This window comes from Donghicola sp. XS_ASV15 (assembly GCF_041224595.1).
Classification (GTDB): domain Bacteria; phylum Pseudomonadota; class Alphaproteobacteria; order Rhodobacterales; family Rhodobacteraceae; genus Donghicola.
This window is the reverse complement of the sequence record NZ_JBGFGN010000114.1, coordinates 16,306-34,734: the sequence shown is the minus strand read 5'-3', so window position 1 is coordinate 34,734 and position 18,429 is coordinate 16,306. Positions and strand designations below refer to the sequence as shown.

At 59.0% G+C, this 18,429-nt stretch carries 18 protein-coding genes; 7 read left to right on the top strand and 11 right to left on the bottom strand.

The window, feature by feature from the left end; genetic code table 11:
- Positions 1-146: 146 nt before the first annotated feature.
- The 4 genes from AB9K37_RS05720 to AB9K37_RS05705 all read left to right on the top strand — a co-directional run bounded on the left by AB9K37_RS05720 (position 147) and on the right by AB9K37_RS05705 (position 4,930).
- Positions 147-3,092 carry a sarcosine oxidase subunit alpha family protein gene (locus AB9K37_RS05720; RefSeq protein ID WP_369835969.1) on the top strand — a complete coding sequence of 982 codons (2,946 nt, stop codon included), beginning with the start codon at positions 147-149 and terminating at the stop codon, positions 3,090-3,092.
- Positions 3,085-3,633, top strand: a complete 549-nt coding sequence (locus AB9K37_RS05715) for a sarcosine oxidase subunit gamma (protein WP_369835968.1) — start codon at positions 3,085-3,087, stop codon at positions 3,631-3,633. Before AB9K37_RS05720 ends, AB9K37_RS05715 begins: the two co-directional genes overlap by 8 nt.
- Positions 3,634-3,749: 116 nt before the next feature.
- Complete coding sequence (locus tag AB9K37_RS05710) at positions 3,750-4,361, top strand: pseudaminic acid biosynthesis-associated methylase (protein ID WP_369835967.1); 612 nt, start codon at positions 3,750-3,752, stop codon at positions 4,359-4,361.
- 182 nt (positions 4,362-4,543) lie between these two features.
- Entirely contained in the window at positions 4,544-4,930 is a 387-nt protein-coding gene (locus tag AB9K37_RS05705) for a response regulator (RefSeq protein ID WP_369835966.1), read from the top strand.
- Positions 4,931-5,001: 71 nt separating this feature from the next.
- Here the strand turns inward: AB9K37_RS05705 and cysN are convergent, their stop codons facing one another.
- Both cysN and cysD read right to left on the bottom strand, forming a co-directional pair.
- Entirely contained in the window at positions 5,002-6,903 is a 1,902-nt protein-coding gene (gene cysN / locus AB9K37_RS05700) for a sulfate adenylyltransferase subunit CysN (RefSeq protein WP_369835965.1), read from the bottom strand.
- 43 nt (positions 6,904-6,946) lie between these two features.
- A complete protein-coding gene (cysD, locus tag AB9K37_RS05695; RefSeq protein WP_369835964.1) occupies positions 6,947-7,852 on the bottom strand; it encodes a sulfate adenylyltransferase subunit CysD in 906 nt (301 codons plus the stop codon).
- Positions 7,853-7,903: 51 nt separating this feature from the next.
- Here cysD and AB9K37_RS05690 point away from each other — a divergent pair, with 51 nt between their 5' ends.
- The gene (locus AB9K37_RS05690) at positions 7,904-8,974 is read left to right on the top strand and encodes a helix-turn-helix transcriptional regulator (protein ID WP_369835963.1); all 1,071 of its coding nucleotides are present in this window, start codon (positions 7,904-7,906) and stop codon (positions 8,972-8,974) included.
- Here AB9K37_RS05690 and AB9K37_RS05685 read toward each other — a convergent pair.
- From AB9K37_RS05685 to atpD, 9 genes are read right to left on the bottom strand one after another with little or no spacing between them, the layout of a single operon-like run.
- Positions 8,937-9,773 carry a F0F1 ATP synthase subunit gamma gene (locus AB9K37_RS05685; RefSeq protein ID WP_369835962.1) on the bottom strand — a complete coding sequence of 279 codons (837 nt, stop codon included), beginning with the start codon at positions 9,771-9,773 and terminating at the stop codon, positions 8,937-8,939. The two genes, AB9K37_RS05690 and AB9K37_RS05685, sit on opposite strands and share 38 nt — an antisense overlap.
- A complete protein-coding gene (locus AB9K37_RS05680; RefSeq protein WP_369835961.1) occupies positions 9,770-11,296 on the bottom strand; it encodes a F0F1 ATP synthase subunit alpha in 1,527 nt (508 codons plus the stop codon). The genes AB9K37_RS05685 and AB9K37_RS05680 overlap by 4 nt, the downstream gene beginning before the upstream one ends.
- Complete coding sequence (locus tag AB9K37_RS05675) at positions 11,289-12,023, bottom strand: hypothetical protein (RefSeq protein ID WP_369835960.1); 735 nt, start codon at positions 12,021-12,023, stop codon at positions 11,289-11,291. The genes AB9K37_RS05680 and AB9K37_RS05675 overlap by 8 nt, the downstream gene beginning before the upstream one ends.
- A 12-nt stretch (positions 12,024-12,035) precedes the next feature.
- Positions 12,036-12,284 (bottom strand): F0F1 ATP synthase subunit C, encoded by a 249-nt coding sequence (locus tag AB9K37_RS05670; RefSeq protein ID WP_369835959.1) that lies wholly within the window; start codon positions 12,282-12,284, stop codon positions 12,036-12,038.
- Complete coding sequence (locus AB9K37_RS05665) at positions 12,281-12,982, bottom strand: F0F1 ATP synthase subunit A (RefSeq protein ID WP_369835970.1); 702 nt, start codon at positions 12,980-12,982, stop codon at positions 12,281-12,283. The genes AB9K37_RS05670 and AB9K37_RS05665 overlap by 4 nt, the downstream gene beginning before the upstream one ends.
- On the bottom strand, positions 12,979-13,248 hold the full coding sequence (locus tag AB9K37_RS05660; protein ID WP_369835958.1) for an ATP synthase subunit I: 270 nt from the start codon (positions 13,246-13,248) through the stop codon (positions 12,979-12,981). The genes AB9K37_RS05665 and AB9K37_RS05660 overlap by 4 nt, the downstream gene beginning before the upstream one ends.
- A complete protein-coding gene (locus AB9K37_RS05655) occupies positions 13,245-13,526 on the bottom strand; it encodes an AtpZ/AtpI family protein (RefSeq protein WP_369835957.1) in 282 nt (93 codons plus the stop codon). The genes AB9K37_RS05660 and AB9K37_RS05655 overlap by 4 nt, the downstream gene beginning before the upstream one ends.
- Positions 13,516-13,983, bottom strand: a complete 468-nt coding sequence (locus AB9K37_RS05650) for a F0F1 ATP synthase subunit epsilon (RefSeq protein WP_369835956.1) — start codon at positions 13,981-13,983, stop codon at positions 13,516-13,518. The genes AB9K37_RS05655 and AB9K37_RS05650 overlap by 11 nt, the downstream gene beginning before the upstream one ends.
- A complete protein-coding gene (gene atpD / locus AB9K37_RS05645; RefSeq protein ID WP_369835955.1) occupies positions 13,980-15,404 on the bottom strand; it encodes a F0F1 ATP synthase subunit beta in 1,425 nt (474 codons plus the stop codon). Before atpD ends, AB9K37_RS05650 begins: the two co-directional genes overlap by 4 nt.
- Before the next feature lie 276 nt (positions 15,405-15,680).
- Between atpD and AB9K37_RS05640 the strand changes: the two genes are divergently transcribed.
- On the top strand, positions 15,681-16,148 hold the full coding sequence (locus tag AB9K37_RS05640) for a (2Fe-2S)-binding protein (protein WP_369835954.1): 468 nt from the start codon (positions 15,681-15,683) through the stop codon (positions 16,146-16,148).
- Positions 16,148-18,397 carry a xanthine dehydrogenase family protein molybdopterin-binding subunit gene (locus tag AB9K37_RS05635; protein ID WP_369835953.1) on the top strand — a complete coding sequence of 750 codons (2,250 nt, stop codon included), beginning with the start codon at positions 16,148-16,150 and terminating at the stop codon, positions 18,395-18,397. The genes AB9K37_RS05640 and AB9K37_RS05635 overlap by 1 nt, the downstream gene beginning before the upstream one ends.
- Positions 18,398-18,429 lie beyond the last annotated feature (32 nt).

The following is an 18,429-nucleotide window of genomic DNA, read 5'->3' as shown; positions in this document are numbered from 1 at the left end:
CACCTTCAAATACAAGTCCACGGTGTATATCCCCAAGCCCTCCCGAAATCCGAAAGGGCAAAAGTGGACGACTTTTACGCCGCCCGCGACAACACTATGCCGTCGCTACCGTGGCCGAGTATTGCTCCGCCGTTCACAGGTGCGCAATGACCCGTTTGACCGGCGGTCTGATCGACCGCTCCAAGCCCCTGCACTTTACCTTCAATGGGCAGGGCTACAAAGGCTACGCTGGCGACACGCTGGCCTCGGCTTTGTTGGCCAATGGTGTGCAGCTGATGGGCCGCAGCTTCAAATACCACCGCCCGCGCGGCGTCTTCTCCGCCGGGTCTGAGGAACCGAATGCGCTGGTCACTCTGCGAGATGGTGCGCGATCCGAGCCGAATACCCGCGCGACAGTAACCGAGTTGTACGATGGCCTGACCGCCAGATCACAAAACCATATCGGCCCGCTGAACCGCGATCTGTTAGCGATCAATGACCACCTCGCGCCCTTCTTTGCCGCAGGTTTCTATTACAAGACCTTCATGTGGCCACGTGCCTTCTGGGAAAAGCTGTACGAACCCGCGATCCGCAAAGCTGCGGGTCTTGGCGAATTGTCGATGCTGCCGGACCCCGATGCCTATGACAAAGGCTTCTTGCATTGCGACGTGCTCATCATCGGCGCAGGCGCAGCGGGGCTCACCGCTGCTCTGACCGCAGGACGGGCAGGGGCCAAGGTGATCCTCGCGGACGAAGATTTCCAGTTCGGTGGCCGTCTTCTGGCTGAAAGCGATCTATTGGACGAGGCGCCAGCCTGTGATTGGGTCAACCGCACGCTGGCCGAGCTGGACAGCTTGCCAAACGTTCGCATCATGCCACGCACCACTGTCTTTGGCACCTACGACCACGGCATCTATGGCGCTGTCGAGAAGGTTGCAGATCATCTGCCAGTACCCGGCAATTATGTCCGCCAAACCCTGTGGCGGATTACGGCGAAATCCTGCGTTCTGGCCGCTGGTGCGATTGAGCGGCACATTCCCTTTGCCGACAATGACCGCCCCGGGATCATGTTGTCGGGGGCCATGCGTGCCTATGCCAACCGATGGGCGGCCGCACCGGTCAAGTCACCTTCTGATCCCGTTGCCATTTTCACCAACGGCGACGATGGGCACCGCACCGCACTGGACATGATCGCCAAGGGCGCGCCCGTGCTTGGGGTCATCGACACCCGCGAGGATGCTCCGAAATTCGGCGACTATCAGCTTTTCTCTGGCAGCACCGTCACCGGCTCAAAGGGGCGGCTAGGCCTAACCAGCATCCAAATTACCCGCAACGGCCAGTCATCTTGGCACGATGTGGGCGCTCTGGCTGTGGGCGGCGGCTGGAACCCCAATGTGCATTTGTCCTCGCACCATCGCGGGCGGCCCATTTGGAACGACACCCTGCTCGCCTTTGTTCCCAGCCCGAATGGCCCCAAGGGAATGCATCCTGCTGGCGCCGCCGCGGGCCAAGGAGGCACGCAGGCCGCTCTGACAGACGGTATGCGCGCCGCGCTGGCTGCCCTGACCGAGATCGGCGTGATGGGTGCGGAAATTACACTGCCCAAGGCCGAGAACCGCCCCAGCGCGCAAGAGGCCTACTGGCACGTCCCCGGCAAAAAACGCGCATGGGTCGATTTTCAGAACGACGTGACCGTCAAGGACATCGCCCTGTCGCACAAGGAGAACATGCGCTCGGTCGAGCATCTGAAGCGTTGGACAACTTTGGGGATGGCAACCGATCAGGGCAAAACCTCTAACATCTCGGCGTTGGCTGTGATGGCTGAACTCAGCGGCGCGACGATCCCAGAGACCGGTACGACGATCTTCCGCCCGCCCTACACCGGCGTTTCGCTGGCCGTGTTGGGCGGCGGCGACACGGGCAAACACTTCCGTCCGACCCGACTGACCCCGACCCACCACTGGGCCGAGGCTCAGGGCGCGGAATTCGTCGAAGTTGGTGCATGGATGCGCGCACAATACTTCCCGCGGGACGGCGAAACCCACTGGCGTCAATCGGTCGACCGCGAAGTCAAAGCTGTCCGCTCGAGCGTTGGCCTGTGTGATGTGACGACCCTTGGCAAAATCGACGTCCAAGGCGCAGATGCGGGCGAGTTCCTGAACCGCGTCTATGCCAACATGATGGACACGCTCAAGGTTGGTATGGTCCGATACGGCTTGATGCTGCGCGAGGATGGACACCTGTATGATGACGGCACCTGCGCCCGCCTGTCCGAAGAACACTACGTGGTGACAACCACCACAGCCAACGCTGGCTCTGTATATCGGAACATGGAATTCGCCCGCCAATGCTTGTGGCCAGAACTGGATGTTCAGTTGATCTCGACCACGGATGCGTGGGCCCAGATCGCAGTCGCGGGCCCAAAATCCCGCGAACTCCTGAGCCGGATTGTCGATGACCTTGACATCTCGAACGAGGCGTTCCCCTTCATGGCCTGTTCGGAGCTGACAATCTGCAAGGGACTGCGGGCGCGTCTGTTCCGAATCTCTTTCTCGGGCGAATTGGCTTATGAAATCGCAGTACCCGCGCGCTACGGTCACGCACTGATGGAGCGCTTGATGGAGCAGGGGCGCGACCTTGGGGCGACCCCCTATGGGACAGAGGCGCTTGCCGTCCTGCGGATTGAGAAGGGGCACGCGGCAGGCGCTGAACTGAACGGGCAAACCACAGCCGAGATGCTCGGGTTGGGCAAAATGGTGTCCGCCAAGAAGGATTCGATCGGCGCGGTGATGTCCCGACGCGAAGGTCTGGCAAAGGACACCCGCCGTCTGGTTGGACTGAAACCTGTCAATGGCGCGATGCAGGTTCGGGCGGGTTCGCATCTGTTCACCAAGGGGGCAGAGCAAAACCTGTCAACCGACCAAGGTTGGGTCACTTCCTCCTGCTATTCGCCTCATGTGGGCGGCTACATCGCCCTAGGATATCTGGTCGATGGCGATACCCGCCAAGGCGAGATCATAACCGCGGCCAACCCTCTCGAAGGGCAGGAATTCGACGTTGAGGTCGTCTCCCCCCATTTCGTTGACCCCGAAGGAGTGCGTCTCCGTGACTGATTTAATCCCGATTACCGCGCTTGGATCGCAAAGCGCACAGCAAGTGTCTTTTGGCGCTCTTACGATCTCAGAGGAGCCAGAGCTAGGGATCGCATCCTTTACCCTGCGCGCAGGTCATGATGCCCCCATCGTGTGTGGGATGACCCTACCAGAAGTGGGTAAGCTGACACAAAAAGGTGGCGATTTTGCTTTTTGGAGTGCGCCAAATCAGTGGATGATCATCGGGGCAGGGCAGGGTACAGGCGACTTTGCCGCCAAGATCAAAGCCAAAGCCCCTGACGCAACGGTGTCCGACCAAACCGATGGCTTCGCCAGCTTTTCGATCCGAGGAGACCAAGAAAAGCTAGAGCAGATGATGACCAAACTGGTGAACCTGCCCCCTGACGCCTATGCTGTTGGCTGCGCCACGCGCACAGGGATGGAGCATATGACGGTCTTTCTCGTGCGCGAGGATGAAAGCAGTCTTCTTGTGCTCGGCCCGCGTAGCTTTGCTGGATCCATTTGGCACGCTCTTGGAACAGCGGCCCGGCGTCTGACTTGACCCTTACGGGCAAGCAGCATCAGCAAAATTGTGATCATTTTCCGCTAGGCCAACCATGATCATGGCAAGGGACAGGCTCCCGTGCCATGATCAGGCATATTTTGAGGATTGCGGACATGACCTATATTACCGAGCAAGAAGAATTCTGGGCCGGCGATTTCGGAGCGAATTATATCGACCGGAACAATTCCGAACAACTCCTGCACTCGAAAGTGGCGCTGTGGACCAAGATGCTTGGTGCGGCCCATGACGTGCAATCCATCACAGAGCTCGGCTGCAATATCGGATTGAATCTTGTCGCCCTAAGCCGCCTGAAGCCTTCGCTCAGCTTGCGTGGATACGAAATCAACGAAACCGCAGCGAAAGAGGCGGCAGACGCGGGCGTCGCGGAAATCTGTCAGGGTTCAATCCTTGAAGAGATCAAACAGGACCCGGTTGATCTAACCTTTACCGCGGGGGTCCTGATCCACATCAACCCCGATTACCTGCGCCGCGTGTATGACAATCTGGTCGCGAACAGCCGCAGGTATGTTCTGGTTGCTGAATATTACAACCCAGCGCCGACGATGATCCGCTACCGCGGGCACGAGAACAGGCTTTTCAAACGCGACTTCGCCGGAGATTTGATCGACGGCTACGGTCTGAAGCTCGTGGATTACGGCTTTGCGTATCATCGGGACAATTGGGCTCCTCAAGACGACATAACTTGGTTCTTGCTTGAGAAATGATTGCAACTCATTGATTTATGATACTTTTCTTGGGCTTCATCTAATCGGCAGAGCCGTGAAGGTGTATCATCTCAGCCTAAAGTCTCGCCTACTTGAATAATCCATCCTTTTTTCGTTTTGGGATGGAACAGAATCTGCATTTGCCTCGTTCTAATATCATAACAACCGAATATGAGGCACTGATGTCAGTCGAGCCAGGTCTGCGCGTACTTATTGTTGAGGATGAGCCCATTGTTGCAATGGACCTGACTGACATGGTCGAAAGCTGGGGGCACTCTGTTGTCGGTCCGGCCAATCGGCCCGCAACCGGCACGGCCTTAGCACGGTCCGAGGCGATCGACTTTGCAGTCCTGGACGTCAATCTGGGGCGTGGTCAGACCACCGAGAGTATCGCCGCTGCGCTGCGAGAGCGAGAAATCCCCTTCATTTTTCTGTCGGCCTATAATGCCTCTTCGATTGAATACCGTCAGGACGAGGTCGTTCTTTCAAAGCCAATAATCGAAAATCAGCTTTTCGAACATCTGGTGCATCAAGCCGAAAGTCGGCAACCCCAAGACGAGCAAAGCTAATCTAGGCCTTTCGGCAATAAAAAAAGCGCCGCGTGATGTACGCGGCGCTTTTTCTATTCCTTGACTAATCTTTACGGGATCAGACGTTCGATGATCGCATCCGCCGCTTCTTCGGGGCTCATCGCGGTGGTGTCGATGCGGATCTCGGCGTTGAACGGTGCCTCGTAAGGAGAGTCGATGCCAGTGAAGTTCTTCAGCTGACCCGAACGCGCCTTGGCGTACAGACCTTTGACGTCGCGCTGTTCAGCAACTTCGAGCGGTGTGTCGACAAAGACTTCGACGAACTCACCCGGCTGCATCATGCTACGTACCATGTCACGCTCCGAACGGAAGGGCGAGATGAACGCAGTGATCACGATCAGACCGGCGTCGGTCATCAGCTTGGCCACTTCGCCCACACGGCGAATGTTTTCGATCCGGTCCGCTTCGGTGAAGCCAAGGTCCTTGTTCAGGCCGTGACGCACGTTGTCCCCATCCAAGAGGAAGGTGTGACGGTTCATGCGCGCCAGTTTCTTCTCTAGGATGTTGCCGATGGTCGACTTGCCCGAACCCGACAGACCGGTCAGCCACACAACTGCAGGCTTCTGGTTCTTCATCGCGGCGTGATCTTCACGAGCGATATCGGTTGCCTGCCAGTGCACATTGGTCGACCGACGCAGAGCAAAGTTAATCAGGCCAGCCGCGACGGTGGCGTTGGTGATCTTGTCGATCAGGATAAACCCACCCAGTTCGCGGTTGTTCGTGTAAGCGTCAAACGGGATTTCGCGATCCAGAGTGATGTTCGCCACGCCAATCGCGTTCAGGTCCAGCGTTTTCGCGGCCAGATGCTCTTGGGTGTTGACGTTCACTTCGTACTTCGGGTGCTGGACAGTGGCCGACACGGTCTGGGTGCCGATTTTCATCCAATACGCACGACCGGGGACCATTTCGTGCTCGTCCATCCAGACGATGGTGGACTCGAACTGATCGGCGACCTCCAACGGGGCCTGCGCCGCAACGATCACCTGACCGCGCGAACAGTCGATTTCGTCTTTCAGAGTCAGGGTCACGGACTCGCCTGCGACGGCCAGATCACGGTCGCCATCAAAGTTGACGATCCGCGCCACTTCCGAGGTCTTGCCCGACGGCAGAACACGAACCAGATCACCGGGGCGTATGGTGCCCGTCGCGACCATGCCCGCGAACCCGCGGAAATCAAGGTTAGGACGGTTCACCCACTGCACCGGCATCGAGAAGGGCTGTTCCTGCTCGACCGTATTGCTGATCTCGACCTCTTCGAGGTGGGGCAGCAGCGCAGGGCCGGTGTACCAAGGCATAGTTTCGCTGTGCGCGGCGATGTTGTCGCCGGCCAGACCCGAAATCGGGATCGCAACAAACTCTTCGATCCCGATGGTGCGGGCGAAGTTGGTGTAGTCTTCGATGATCGCGTCGTAAGTGGCCTGATCGTAATCAACAAGGTCCATCTTGTTGACGGCCAGAACCACATTCTTGATGCCAAGCAGCTGCACGAGGTAGCTGTGGCGACGGGTCTGGGTCAGAACGCCTTTGCGGGCGTCGATCAGAATGACAGCGAGGTCCGCGGTCGACGCGCCAGTCACCATGTTGCGGGTGTACTGTTCGTGACCGGGTGTGTCGGCGACGATAAACTTGCGCTTTTCGGTGGCGAAGAAGCGGTAGGCCACGTCGATGGTGATGCCTTGCTCGCGCTCGGCAGCCAGGCCGTCGACCAGCAGAGCAAAGTCGATGTTGCCGCCCTGTGTACCAACGCGCTTGGAGTCGGCTTCCAGAGTGGCAAGCTGGTCTTCGAAGATCATCTTGCTGTCGTATAGCAGACGACCAATCAGGGTCGATTTGCCGTCGTCCACCGAACCACAGGTGATGAAACGCAGCATGGTCTTGTGCTGGTGCGCCTCGAGATACGCGTCGATGTCTTCGGCGATCAGGGCGTCTGTTTTGTAAATAGGATCAGTCATTTATAAATTCCGTACTGGCGTGAAGGGACCGAAGAAGCGGGGCTTAGAAGTAGCCTTCCTGCTTCTTCTTCTCCATCGAGGCGGCCTGATCGTGGTCGATCGCACGACCCTGACGTTCCGAGGTGGTGGTCAGGAGCATTTCCTGAATCACTTCGGGCAGAGTTTTCGCTTCGCTTTCAACAGCGCCGGTCAGCGGGTAGCAGCCCAAGGTGCGGAAACGGACAGAGCGCATCTGCGGGGTTTCGCCATCCTTCAACGGGAAACGCTCATCGTCCACCATGATGATCAGACCATCACGCTCGACAGTCGGGCGGGGAGCCGAGAAGTACAGCGGCACGATTTCGATACCCTCGAGGTGGATGTACTGCCAGATGTCCAGCTCGGTCCAGTTCGAGATCGGGAACACACGAACGCTTTCGCCTTTGGCTTTGCGCGCGTTGTACAGGTGCCAGAGTTCGGGACGCTGGCTCTTGGGATCCCAACGGTGGTTGGCCGAGCGGAACGAGAAGACGCGCTCTTTGGCACGGGATTTCTCTTCGTCACGGCGCGCGCCACCAAAGGCAACGTCGAAACCGTATTTGTCCAGCGCCTGCTTCAGGCCCTCGGTCTTCCACATGTCGGTGTGCAGGGCACCGTGGTCAAAGGGGTTGATGCCACGCTCGGCAGCTTCGGGGTTGCGATGAACGAGCAGTTCCATACCCGCATCCTTCGCCGCCTTGTCACGCAGCTTGTACATCTCCTTGAACTTCCAAGTGGTGTCCACGTGCAAGAGCGGAAAGGGCGGGGGCGCAGGGTAAAACGCCTTCTTGGCAAGGTGCAGCATCACGGCGCTGTCCTTACCAACCGAATAAAGCATTACGGGGTTTTCGGCCTCGGCCACGACCTCGCGCAGAATGTGAATGCTCTCTGCTTCGAGGCGCTGAAGGTGCGTCAGGGTTTTCTGTGTCATACTCGAATCATCTCTTTAATCGCTGAAATTAGACTTAGCTTTGCAAACCTCTTGGCGAACCCCCCATATGGGGGGTATGCTGCTGCAATGCAGTATGTGGACGACCAAACCTCTTTGATTCAAAGCCTTTTTTCCGCAGCAACCGGTGCAGGATGGCAGGAATTCCTGACCCGATTGCGGACCTTCACGCAGTCCGACGCTGCCATTTTGAGAGTCGATCGCGCCAATGGCGTCGCGTCATACCACGCCGAGGGCGCGGTTGCATTCGACCTCGGACCCCTGATTGCAGGGCTGCGATATGATCGTGTTTACAGCCAAGAGGACCTGTCCTCGGGCACCGTGCCCAACCAGTTTTTTCGCATACTCCGAGTAAAGGCGGGGACGGGCGGACAGGCGACGCTGTGCATCGCCCGAGCGCCGCACAAGCGGGATTTTCGCAGCCCGGACCGGCAATTCCTAACGGCAATTACCCCCTATCTCGGGCAATGCGTCGCCGCATGGCAGGCACAAATCGCGCAGGTTCAACGGACACAATTGTGCCAACAACTGAGCGCAACCCATGGAACCGGCTGGGTTCAGCTGGACCCAACAGGACACATCCTGTCGATGTCCGATGACGCGCCAAACCTGCGTGCATTCAAGAATATGCGGATCGCAGAAAAAGGCCGATTAGAATTCACCGATCCCGAACTCGCTTTGAAGTTCAGGACCGCGTTCACAGAATGCACCAGCGGATCACGACACCAAGCCCTCTTTGCGCCCGAAATTGAAACCGAGGTGACGGTGATACGGGACCAGTCCAACATTGAACCACAGATCCTTGTCCTCGTCCGCGAGGCTCAGGACCTGACTGCGATTGAACCGAAGGACTTTGCCGATCACTTCGGGCTGAACCGGAACGAAGCGCGGCTGGCGGCTTTGATCTGCGCAGGGCACAGCCTGAAATCTGCTGCACAAGCCTTGGGTTGGACAGATGAAACAGCGCGCTCCTACTCCAAGTCGATTTTCGCAAGAATGGGCGTTCAGGGCCAAACCGGTCTTCTGCGGCGCGTTCTGACCAGCGGGGTAATTTTTGGTCCGTTGATCACCCGCGCTGCAGACCCGATACCGCCAGTTCGATAATTTCTTCTGTGATCTCTTCCTGTCGCAACTGCCGCGAAGTCGCCATCATCGCAGCCAATGTCTCGGCTGTATTGTCCTGCGCCGCGATCATAGCGCGCATACGGGCTTCGTTTTCGGCAGCAAAGGACAAAAGCGTCGCCTCGACGAGTTGGGCAAACACGTATTCTTCGATCAGATCTTGCAACAAAACCGCTGGCGGCACCGTCAATTCCGGTGGTTCGGCAGTCTTCAGGCACGGAAAGCGCCCGAAATCAAAAGGCATCAGGGCTTTCATCATGATGTCCCCTTGGTGGCTGCCCCCAGGCACTGCGTGCAAGACAGTGATCGCACCCAAAGTCCCACGCCTTATTCCATCAAAAACCATATCAGATATCAGACTCGCCAATGCAGGCGCTTGCGCCGGACCCGAGATCATCTGCGCCTGCCAAACGACAGGGATTCCCCTTTCTTCAGCCTCGGGCAGACCTCTGGACCCTATGGTAAAGAGTTGGACCGGACCACTCAGGCGTTCAAAAGCGTCAAACACCCGATCCGAAAAACTACCGGCAAAGCCTTGTTCGGCTGCAAACACAATTGCAGCTGACTGCCCCTGTATCGCGGGCACATCTAAGGGCGGGGCCAAGGCCAGAACCTCTGCGATCCCGACACCCAAAGTAGAGGCATAGGTCCGCACACTTTGCAAATGTTGGTGCGCTTCTCGTACGCGGGCGGCGGCGATCCCGCGCATCGCCTTGATCACAGCGTCAAGCTTGTGAACGGTGTCGATCCGCGCGTTGATATCCGCGAGGCGGCCCGTCATGGGGTATCCTCGGACAAGTCGTTCTCGTTCACCAGCTCTGAAACCGCTTGCGCGAGCCTTCTGCGTCTTTCAGGGCTAAACTCCCCTGACCGCATTGCCGACAGATCCTCTTTGGGCAATCGATCCACGGCAGCGGGCAGCACCTCCCGCAGCTTCGGGAAAACCTCGGGGGTGACTGGGTCAAGCACGCCATCGGCCAGAGCCGTCAGAAGTGCGATCTGATCAATCTGGCGCAGCCCTGAAAATCGCGGCTGCACCAGTAGCGCGCGAATACGTTCGCCGCGCTTGATTTGTGCTTTGATCCGCTCATTCGTCATACCGCCAAAGCGTGTAAACATCTCGAGCTCTTGGAACTGCGCGTAATCCAGTCGCACGCGGCCCGCCACACTACGCAACGCCTTGTTCTGAGCCTTGCCACCGACACGGCTGACAGAAAGCCCAACATCGACGGCCGGTCGCTGGCCAGCCGAGAACAAATGACTGCTCAGGACAATCTGCCCATCGGTGATCGAAATCAGGTTGGTCGGGATATAGGCCGACAGATTACCCGCCTCCGTCTGAGCGATCGGCAGGGCGGTCAGCGATCCGCCTCCCTTGGCTGCAGAGAGTTTGGCTGCCCGCTCCAGAAGACGCGCGTGCAGATAAAAAACGTCGCCGGGATAGGCCTCTCGTCCCGGAGGCTCGCGTGTCAAAAGCGCCAATTCCCGGTGGGTAGCAGCATGAAGGGTCAGATCGTCGATCACGATGAGCGCGTTTTGTCCGCGATCCCGAAAAAACTCGGCCATGGTCATGCCCGCAAAAGGCGCAATCCATTGCAACCCCGGAGGCGCTCCGGCGCTGCCAACAACGAAGATGCACTTGGACGGATCGCCATGGGTTCGCACGGCTTCGATCACGCGTTCAACTGCGGTCGCGCGCTGGCCAACAGCAACGTAGACACAAATCACGTCCGAAGATTTTTGGTTGATGATCGCGTCGACCGCGAGCGATGTTTTTCCCGTGGCATGATCGCCAACGATCAACTCCCGCTGCCCACGCCCCAGCGCAAAAAGACTATCCAGCACCAGAACGCCGGTCTCAAGCGGTTCGGACACCAGATCGCGGTCAATGATCGCAGGCGCAGGGCGCTCTACAGGCCACATCTCTTCGGTTACGATGTCTGGTCCGCCATCCAGTGGCCGACCAAGCGGGTCGATCACGCGTCCGAGCAGTGCCTCACCTACCGGAACACGCAGAACATCGCCGGTGTCACGCACCCGCTCTCCTACTGTAACGCGCTCTGCCGCATCTAGGAAAACCGCGTTGATGCAATCCGGATCAAGGCTGTGGGCAAACGCGTATCCACCGCTTTCAAACTGCAGCAATGCGCCAAGCGCCGCATCTGGCAAGCCGTCGATTTGCGCAATGCCATCGGCCAACCGGACGACACGCCCTATCGGCACTGCCTTTGGGCCGACCTCTGCATCGCGCAGTTTGGAACGCGCAGTCTGAAGCCAATCGGAGGGAAGAGTCAGATCAGACATGGGCAGCGAGCTCCGCTTTGATACGGGAGAGATCAGCGGCGAAGTGATTGCGCACAGTGGCCGTCTCGGCCTCTAGTTCCAGACCGGCGATCAGGTCTGGATAAACCTCAACACGCATCTGCACAGGTCGCCCCAATGCCCCTGAAAAGGCAGCTTGGACAGCTTCGTGTTCGGCGTCAGTTAGGGCGCGAGGCACGCGCAGCAGTGCAGGTCCATCGCGGCCCAAGGCCTCTTGCACGGCAGTGGGGAGCGCACCAACCGCTGCGACCAAGCCCTCAACAAATGGACCGACGAGGGTAACATCAGGTAACCGCGCCAAAAGCCGCTGCGCGATCTCCACCGCAAGGTCAGAGGCATCGCCAGCCAAGCCTGCTTGGGCGTCAGCGCGTAGGCGCTTCAGACTTGCTTCGGTTTCATGGCGCAGCGATTGCGCCTCTTCCTGCGCCAGGTCTAACAGCTTATTCCGCTCGGCTTTTGCCTCTGCGCGGGCCTCCTCGAGCAAGCTGGCGCGCATAGACGCAAATGCCGCCCGATCAGATTGTGCCGCTTGCCGCTCTGCTTTGGCAGAAGCGGCAGCCTGCGCTGCGTGATCGAGTTCAGCTTGGGCCGCCGCACGACGCTCTGCAATTATCGCGCTGACCGGCTTGAAGAAGAAGCGACCCAGAAACCAGATCAGGACCAGTGCATTGATCGTCTGCAACCCCAATGTCCACAAATCGATGGTCATGCCACGCCCCAATCAGACAAAGGGATTTGCAAACAGCACAAGCAGCGCCACAACAAGTGCATAAATCGCAGTCGTTTCGATCATCGCAAGGCCAACAAAAAGAGTGCGGCTCAGGGTGCCTGCGGCTTCGGGCTGACGGGCGATGGCCTCCATCGCGGCGGCGACGGCGCGGCCTTCGGCCAAAGCAGGCCCCAAGGCACCAAATCCGACAGCCACGGCTGCGGACAGGATGGAAACGACTTCGACAAGATCAGCGGTCATGAGGAGGACTCCTGTTTTTCAGCAGCGGCAGGGGCGTGACCACCCTCAACCGCAGAGCCGATGAAGACAGTGGCGAGCACTGCAAAAATGTAGGCCTGAACGGCGCCGGTCAGTAGATCCAGCGCCATGAGTGGAATGGGCAGGAACAAGCCCGCCAGCGACAACACAATTCCGATCACGAAAACACCGCTCATGACATTGCCAAAGAGGCGCACGATCAGGGAAAAGGTCCGGGTGATCTGCTCAACAATGTTGAGCGGGATCATCACCCAACTGGGTTCTGCGAAACTGGCCAAATACCGGCCAATGCCTTGGGTCTTTATGCCGAAATAGACCGTCGCAACAAAAACAATGAGCGCCAGCGCGGCATCGGTTTCAATATGCGCGGTGGGCGGTTCCATCCCCGGAACGAGGGAAGACCAGTTTGCCACCAGAACAAAGACAAAGATCGCCCCGATCAAAGATCGATAGGGCGCCGGGTCGCGGCGCATCGTGTCGCTGATTTGTCCATCGAGAGTTGCGACCAGCACCTCTGCCACAGTCTGAGCGAGGTCAGGTTGGGGTTTCAGGCGGCTGCGCAACCACAAAGACGCGATCATCAGAACCGCCATGATCGCCCACGTTCCGAGCACCGGCGCAGTGATCGGAACACGCCCAATAAAGAACACTGGGTCAGTGATGAGCGGGTTCTCCATCAGACCCGCCCATCGGTCTGGCGCAGGACCAAACTGCGCGCAAGCACCACTCCGGCAGCAGCGCAAATCAAAGGCAGGGGCCCCAGCTGTGCGATCCCGTAAAGACCAGCGCCAAGGACAGCGAAACGGAACAGCTGTAGCAGCAGTCCCAACCCGGCGGGTCCGTGGACCAGCATTTCCACCACGCGGCCAAGGCTATAGAAATGCACCATTCCAAGTAGGACGCCTGCGAGTCCACCGAACACGATCGAGAGCACCAATTCCGTCATTGCCGGTTCATCCACTTCCAAGCTGCATGCAGACCGATCCCTGCACCGATGAAGATTGCAGGAGCGCTAAAGAAGATGCCGCTGTCGGCAGCTCGGTCGGCCAACCGCCCAAGAACGATCCCGATCAGGATGGGCATCACAACAAGCCAACCCAGAATACCGATCTGCCCAAGCCGCGCGGCAACCGAAGGCTCGGGCGTGTCTTGGCACATGCGCGCGCGAAGAGCCGCACGTTGCGCAGCGTCTGCGACATGATCTTTGGGGCGGTCACGCACCATCGGTCGCCTCCGTTTCGAAAGCGATCGCAGGGGGATGCACCAGTCCCGACCCTCGATCTGGGTGAAACGCCCGCATCAGTTGGCGAACCGTTCTTGTGTGCATCTGTGTATCTTCGACGCGTTCGCGTCGCTGGCGATCTGCCTCTTTTTGCCTCTCCTGCACGACCTGGCGCTGCAAATCTTCAAGATCAGTACTCAAGATACCTTCGCGACAGGCGACCGTGACTTTGTCCCCGCCCTCTGCACGCAGCAGTCCAGCACGAACCGCACAGAAATACTCTTGGCCGCTTGTCAGCCGCCAGCGCAGTACGGAAGAGGGAAGGGCCGTCAGAAAATCCGTATGGCCCGCTAAAATGCCAAAGCCGCCCGACCTGTCTTCGGCACGGATCGCCACCACGGGCTCTGCGTCCAGCAAAGTCGCAAGCGGGGTCACGATGGTCAGCGCCAGCCCTCTCATGCGTGTGCCTCGCGGTGCGCTGCGGCCTCTTCCTTGGCACGGGCCTCGTCCAAGCCGCCGATCAGGTAAAGAGAGGCTTCGTCCCAGTCATCTGCAACACCATCCAGAATGGCACGGCATCCCGCGATGGTGTCTTCTCGCGCGACCGAACGCCCCGGAATGCCCGTCATTGCCTCTGTCACAGCGAAAGGCTGTGTCAAAAACCGTTGCAACCGCCGAGCACGCTCGACCATCTGGCGATCCTCGCGGCCCAACTCCTCCATCCCGAGCAACGAGATGACATCCTGAAGCTCGCGGTAGTGTTCGATGGCTCGTCGGACCTCGTTTGCAACATCCACGTGCTCTTGGCCAACGATCAGGGGATCGAGAAGCACTGAAGAGGAGGCAATTGGATCAACAGCCGGGTACATCCCATCTGCCGCCATGGCACGGGACAGCACCACCATCGAATCCACGTGGCCCGCGATAGCGATTACGGCAGGATCGGTGAAGTCATCAGCCGGTACGTAAACAGCCTCGATGGCTGTGACCGAAGCCTCTGGTCCAGAAGAAATCCGCTCTTGCAACTGCGCGACTTCGGTCGCGAGGGTTGGTTGATAGCCCACGCGGCTTGGAAGCCGCCCCAACAGTCCGGACACCTCGGCCCCGGCCTGAACGAACCGGAAAACATTATCCATCAGCAAAAGGACATTCCGGCAGTCCTGATCCCGAAAATGTTCGGCTATCGTCAGGGCGGTCATGGGAACACGCCAACGTGCGCCGGGGGGTTCGTTCATTTGCCCGTAGACCAGTACCGTTTGGTCCAAAACGCCAGCTTCGGTCATTTCAAGGAGCATCTCGTGGCCTTCTCGCGACCGCTCGCCAATGCCTGAGAACACCGAAATGCCGTTGTAGCCAGACACCATGGCGTGGATCAACTCCATCACCAATACGGTTTTCCCAACGCCTGCCCCGCCGAACATCGCTGCCTTGCCGCCTTGGGCAAGCGGGGTGAGCAGATCAATGACCTTGATCCCCGTGTGAAACAGTTCTGATGGGGCCGCGCGGCTGTGCAGGGGGGCAGGTGCTTGGTGGATACCGCGGTGCGGTGCCTGCTCGGCCACCGGACCTTTGCCGTCACCCGCATTGCCCATCACATCCAGCAAACGCCCCAAGACCGCATCGCCTACGGGCACTTCGATCGGCCCACCGATGGCTGCAACAGATGTGCCGCGGCGCAACCCCGCCGTCGACTGCAAGGCGATCGCGCGCACCGTCCGCGCGTCAAGCTGCGCTTGGACCTCGAGCACCAATGCTGCGTCAGAGGTATCGATCCGCAGCGCATCTTTGATCGCCGGAATGTCGCCCGAAGCGAACGTCACATCGACCACCGCGCCGCGGACGGCCAAGACTTTGCCAGAGTGTGAAAGCACGTCGTCCATAGAAGGTTTCCAAAGCTGAGTCGCTTTAGTGCTATGATCATGGGGAGGTGTTTTTCATGATCCGTGTCAAACTCTGGCCGCCAAAGCCGGAAAACGGCATCTTGCCCGCCTCACATTTCCGTGCGCTGCCGCAAGTTCCAGCGAGACACGGCCAGACAGGACAAAGAGCGATCCATCTGCAAAGACTCGGGCCCTCTTGACGCAAAGTCCTGCTCGCATAGCCTGTCAAAAAGATGATCTGGTTACGGCCAGAGACGCATTTCAGAAAGGCCCGCCATGAAAGCCAGCTTTATCGTCAATGGCCAAACGCAAGAAGTGGACGTGCCCGAAGACATGCCACTGCTGTGGATTTTACGGGACATTCTGGGGATGACCGGCACAAAATACGGCTGCGGCATTGCACAGTGCGGCGCCTGCACAGTGCATTTCAACGGCGAAGCTGTACGGTCCTGTCAGATCGGTGCATATGCCCTAGAGGGTGCAGAAATCACGACAATCGAAGGTCTTGGCACCCCAGAAGCCCCGCATCCCGTGCAAGATGCTTGGATCGAGATGCAGGTAGCGCAATGCGGCTACTGCCAGTCGGGCCAGATCATGCAGGCCGCGGCATTGCTGCGGGACATTCCTGTCCCCACCGATGCCGAGATTGACGACGCCATGTCGGGCAATCTGTGCCGCTGCGCGACCTACCCGCGTATCCGTGCCGCCATCCATCGCGCCACAGCCAAGACAGGAGGCCGCTGATGGGCAAGCTCAAGACAATAACCCGCCGCGCATTTCTGATAGGCTCTGCTGCGGTGGGCGGTGGCGTGGCGTTCGGGGCTTATCTGGTGCGGCGCGACATCCCGAACCCGCTCTTGGAGAACCTGCAAGAGGGCGAGGCGGCAATCACGCCCTACATCAAGATCACGGAAAACGGGATTACACTGATTACGCCACGCGCAGATATGGGGCAGGGGGCGTACTCTATCCAAGCCGACCTCATCGCCGAGGAACTGGACATCGACCCAGCGACAGCGACGATCACGCCGGGCACCCCCGGACCTGCCTACTACAACGCTGCCGTACTTGCCGAAGGGGTGCCGTTCCCCGCCTACGATCACAGCACAATGGCCGAAACCGTGCGGTCCTTTATGTCGATCCCCGCCAAACTATTCGAGATCCAGATTACCGGTGGCTCTTCCACCGTTCCGGACAGCTACGATAAACTTCGGCTCGCCGGCGCAGTCGCGCGGGAGACGCTGAAAGAAGCGGCTGCAAGACGTGCCGGCCTTAAACGCCACGACCTGACGACCGAGAATGGGGAGGTCGTTCTTCCGGATGGTAGCCGTATTCCATATACCGACCTCGCTGGGGATGCGGCAGATCTAGACCCCATTACAGAAGTAGAGCTGCGCCCGGCAAGCACATGGAAGACCCTAGGGGCCGAGCGCCCGCGTCTTGATATGGTCGCAAAATGCACCGGTACCGAGACCTACGGCATCGACCTGCACCAAGAAGGGATGGTCTACGCGACCGTGCGCGCCAACCCGGGTATCGGCGGCGGGATCACTCGGCTGGACGCCACCCAAGCCCGCAAAGTTCCGGGCGTGCGCGACATCATTCCTATCCACAGCGCTGTCGCTGTTGTCGCCGAAAATACCTGGAGCGCCTTTCAGGGGGCGAATGCGCTGGACATCAAGTGGGGCCCCGCACCGTTCCCCGAAAGCTCTGAACGGATGTTCGAGGCGCTCGAAGCCGCACTTGGATCAAAAGACAGCTTTGATCATCGCCAACGTGACGACGGCGATGTGGAGGCGGCCCTCGAAGATGGAGCCGAGGTCGAGGTCACATATCGGGTGCCCTATCTGGCACACGCGCCGATGGAACCCATGAATGCCTTGGTCCATGTGAGCGAAACGGACTGCGATATCTGGGTGGGCACTCAGATCCCCCTGTTCATACGGAACCGCGCCGCCGAGATGACGGGCCTGCCCGCAGACCGCGTTCATGTCCATGTCGCGAAGATGGGTGGCAGTTTCGGGCATCGGCTTGAGATGACCCAAGTAGAACAGGCCGTCGAGATCGCGATCTCCCTGAAGGGCACGCCGGTTAAACTTGTCTGGAGCCGCGAAGAAGACATGACCCACGACTATCCGCGTCCGGCCGCGGTCGCCCGTGGTCGCGGCCGCACGGAACAAGGGCATGTTCACAGTCTGGATCTGTCAGTTGCACAATCTGCGATGACACCGGGCTGGTTGAACCGGCTTTCTGGAATGACAGCTCCCGGACCGGATGCGACGATCACAACCGGATCATGGGACCAACCCTACGCCATTCCGAACTATCGGGTCACGGGCTACCGCGCCCCCGATATGGTACCCGTGTCATCTTGGCGCTCCGTTGGCGCTTCGACCAACGGGTTCTTCCATGACTGCCTGCTAGACGAGCTGATCCACGCGGCAGGTGCCGATCCTTTGGCCGAGCGCATTCGGCTGTGCATGAACGACACCTCTCGCAAAGTTCTGGAAACTGTCGGAGAGATGTGCGGCTGGGACGGCCCTGATCTGGGCTATAACAAAGGACGCGGAGTGGCGTTCTGTATGTCCTTTGGCGTGCCCTGTGCGCAGGTCGTGGACGTGACGCTGACAGATGCAGGCATCAAACTGGACCGTGTTTTCGTCGCCGTCGATGTCGGCGAAGTTTTGGATCCGCTGAACCTGGAGGCACAAGTCACGGGCGGCGTTTTGTTCGGGCTTGGCCATGCGATGAATTGCGAACTCACCTACTCAGGCCACGCGCCAGAACAAAGCAATTTTGACAGCTACACCGGCCTACGCCTCTATCAGGTACCTGAGATTCAGGTCACAGCCTTGACCCATGGCAGCCGTATCCGCGGCGTCGGCGAACCTGGCGTGCCTCCTGCCGCACCTGCATTGGCGAATGCGATTTTTGCAGCGACGGGTCAGCGGATCAGGGAACTGCCCCTGAACCGCCATATCGATTTCGCCTGAGCGCCGGCCTACAGTCCACGCGCCAGACGAAG

What these genes read in the sequence shown, in the direction of transcription:
- AB9K37_RS05720 (WP_369835969.1), top strand. Translation starts at nt 147, where the DNA reads ATGACCCGTTTGACCGGCGGTCTGATCGACCGCTCCAAGCCCCTGCAC.
- AB9K37_RS05710 (WP_369835967.1), top strand. Translation starts at nt 3,750, where the DNA reads ATGACCTATATTACCGAGCAAGAAGAATTCTGGGCCGGCGATTTCGGA.
- AB9K37_RS05705 (WP_369835966.1), top strand. Translation starts at nt 4,544, where the DNA reads ATGTCAGTCGAGCCAGGTCTGCGCGTACTTATTGTTGAGGATGAGCCC.
- cysN (WP_369835965.1), bottom strand. Translation starts at nt 6,903, where the DNA reads ATGACTGATCCTATTTACAAAACAGACGCCCTGATCGCCGAAGACATC.
- cysD (WP_369835964.1), bottom strand. Translation starts at nt 7,852, where the DNA reads ATGACACAGAAAACCCTGACGCACCTTCAGCGCCTCGAAGCAGAGAGC.
- AB9K37_RS05685 (WP_369835962.1), bottom strand. Translation starts at nt 9,773, where the DNA reads ATGACGGGCCGCCTCGCGGATATCAACGCGCGGATCGACACCGTTCAC.
- AB9K37_RS05680 (WP_369835961.1), bottom strand. Translation starts at nt 11,296, where the DNA reads ATGTCTGATCTGACTCTTCCCTCCGATTGGCTTCAGACTGCGCGTTCC.
- AB9K37_RS05675 (WP_369835960.1), bottom strand. Translation starts at nt 12,023, where the DNA reads ATGACCATCGATTTGTGGACATTGGGGTTGCAGACGATCAATGCACTG.
- AB9K37_RS05670 (WP_369835959.1), bottom strand. Translation starts at nt 12,284, where the DNA reads ATGACCGCTGATCTTGTCGAAGTCGTTTCCATCCTGTCCGCAGCCGTG.
- AB9K37_RS05660 (WP_369835958.1), bottom strand. Translation starts at nt 13,248, where the DNA reads ATGACGGAATTGGTGCTCTCGATCGTGTTCGGTGGACTCGCAGGCGTC.
- AB9K37_RS05655 (WP_369835957.1), bottom strand. Translation starts at nt 13,526, where the DNA reads ATGGTGCGTGACCGCCCCAAAGATCATGTCGCAGACGCTGCGCAACGT.
- AB9K37_RS05650 (WP_369835956.1), bottom strand. Translation starts at nt 13,983, where the DNA reads ATGAGAGGGCTGGCGCTGACCATCGTGACCCCGCTTGCGACTTTGCTG.
- atpD (WP_369835955.1), bottom strand. Translation starts at nt 15,404, where the DNA reads ATGGACGACGTGCTTTCACACTCTGGCAAAGTCTTGGCCGTCCGCGGC.
- AB9K37_RS05640 (WP_369835954.1), top strand. Translation starts at nt 15,681, where the DNA reads ATGAAAGCCAGCTTTATCGTCAATGGCCAAACGCAAGAAGTGGACGTG.
- AB9K37_RS05635 (WP_369835953.1), top strand. Translation starts at nt 16,148, where the DNA reads ATGGGCAAGCTCAAGACAATAACCCGCCGCGCATTTCTGATAGGCTCT.